The 1,605-nt window shown below is 66.2% G+C and carries 3 protein-coding genes; 2 read left to right on the forward strand and 1 reads right to left on the reverse strand.

All coding sequences use genetic code 11. The features are described from left to right. The coding region (locus tag Q4E95_RS13700; protein WP_303383821.1) for a VOC family protein at positions 1-315 on the reverse strand (315 nt) is incomplete at its 3' end. Between the two features lie 73 nt (positions 316-388). On the opposite strand from Q4E95_RS13700, the gene Q4E95_RS13705 reads away from it, so the two are divergent. Continuing rightward, positions 389-1,336, forward strand: a complete 948-nt coding sequence (locus Q4E95_RS13705; protein ID WP_303383822.1) for an NADP-dependent oxidoreductase — start codon at positions 389-391, stop codon at positions 1,334-1,336. A gap of 135 nt (positions 1,337-1,471) precedes the next feature. Next, a partial coding sequence (locus tag Q4E95_RS13710) for an HAD hydrolase family protein (protein WP_303383823.1) occupies positions 1,472-1,605 on the forward strand: 134 nt, incomplete at its 3' end.

Genomic DNA, 1,605 nt, shown 5'->3' on the forward strand with positions numbered 1-1,605 from the left:
GATGGTGTCGTCGATGTCGTCGACCGCGAACATGATGCGGTGCAGCCCCACGGTGTTGGGTGCTGGCGCGAGCGGGTCCGGTGTGATCACGTCGGGGGAGTGGTAGGTGGTCAGCTCCACCCGGCCGTGCCCGTCCGGAGTGCGCATCATGGCGATCTCGCTGCGGATCCCATGGAGGCCCACGGTTTGATCCGCAAAGAGCCCCTCGATGGGCGTGCGCCCCTCCAGCTCCATGCCCAGCTCGGTGAAGAAGTCGACGGCGCCGTCCAGGTCCCTGACCACGATGGCCACGTTGTCCATTCGTTGGATACCCATGGTTCGAGCGTAGACCCGTGGCACACGAGGTGTCCCGCAGGAATTCCTGCCGACCTGAGTCGTTAACGTAAGTATGCGAGTCATTGGATTTACAGAATTCGGAGGGCCCGAGGCTCTCGACGTCCACGATGTCCCGGAGCCTCATGCCGGGCCCGGAGAAGTTCGGATCGCGGTGAAGGCCGCGGCGGTCAACCCCACGGACACGGAGACGCGTCAGGGCAACGGCGCTCCCGCGCAACTGCCCGCCCCGCACGTACCGGGGATGGATGCGGCGGGCGTGATCGACGAGGTCGGCGAGCCCACCGCTGATCTGGACACGTCCCCGTGGTCGGTCGGTGATCGGGTCATGGCGATTGCGATCCCGCTGCGGGGCCACGGTGGCGCGTACGCGCAATACCTTGTCGCGGATGCGGACTCCCTGGCCCGGATCCCGCAAGGCCGATCGCTGGAAGAAGCCAGCACGTTGCCCATGAACGGGCTCACCGCCACGCAGGCGTTGGAGAAATTGGCGCTCGAACCCGGTCAGGTGCTGGCCGTCACCGGAGCGGCAGGAACCCTGGGCGGTTACGTTATTCAACTGGCCAAGCTCCAGGGGCTCACGGTGATCGCCGACGCCGCCGCGAAGGACCGCGAGCGCGTGGTCGCCTTCGGCGCCGATCACGTGGTGGAGCGAGGCGATGATTTCGCGGACAAGGTGCGCGAGATCTACCCGGACGGTGTGGATGGACTGGTTGATGCCGCGGTGATGAATGAGATTGCCATACCGGCAGTTCGCTCCGGGGGAGGATTCGCCACGGTGCGCTTCTGGCAAGGACCAGAGGACAGTGACCTGACCTTCCACCGCGTGTGGGTGGGCGACGAATACCACCACGGCGAGAAACTGGACGCACTGCGCGAACTGGTGGAGAGCGGCGTCGTGACCCTGGAGGTGGCCGACACGTTGCCCGCCGCCCAGGCGACGGAAGCCCACCGGCGTTTGCAGGAGGGCGGCGTGCGGGGGCGGCTGGTCCTGACGTTCTGAGTACGGGGTCGAGCTGACTAGGGTTGAGCCGGGTCAGCGTGAGCGGACTCCCCGTTCGCCCGGCGCGAGCCAATCGACTTAAACGCAACAGGAGAACGAATCATGTCCCCCGACTACCAACTCGTCGCCTTCGACATGGACGGCACCTTGCTGAACAGCGCCAAGGACCTCGAACCGGGAACTCGACGTGCCTTCGAGGCCATGCGCGCGGCCGGAACGCGCATCATGTTGGCCTCGGGGCGCCCCATTCCCGGGTTGAAGCTGCTGGC

It is taken from the genome of Kocuria sp. (assembly GCF_030536815.1).
Lineage (GTDB): Bacteria > Actinomycetota > Actinomycetes > Actinomycetales > Micrococcaceae > Kocuria > Kocuria gwangalliensis.

Bases quoted from the DNA above. Each gene is read 5' to 3' on its own strand.
- Q4E95_RS13705 (WP_303383822.1), top strand. From the start codon at position 389: ATGCGAGTCATTGGATTTACAGAATTCGGAGGGCCCGAGGCTCTCGAC.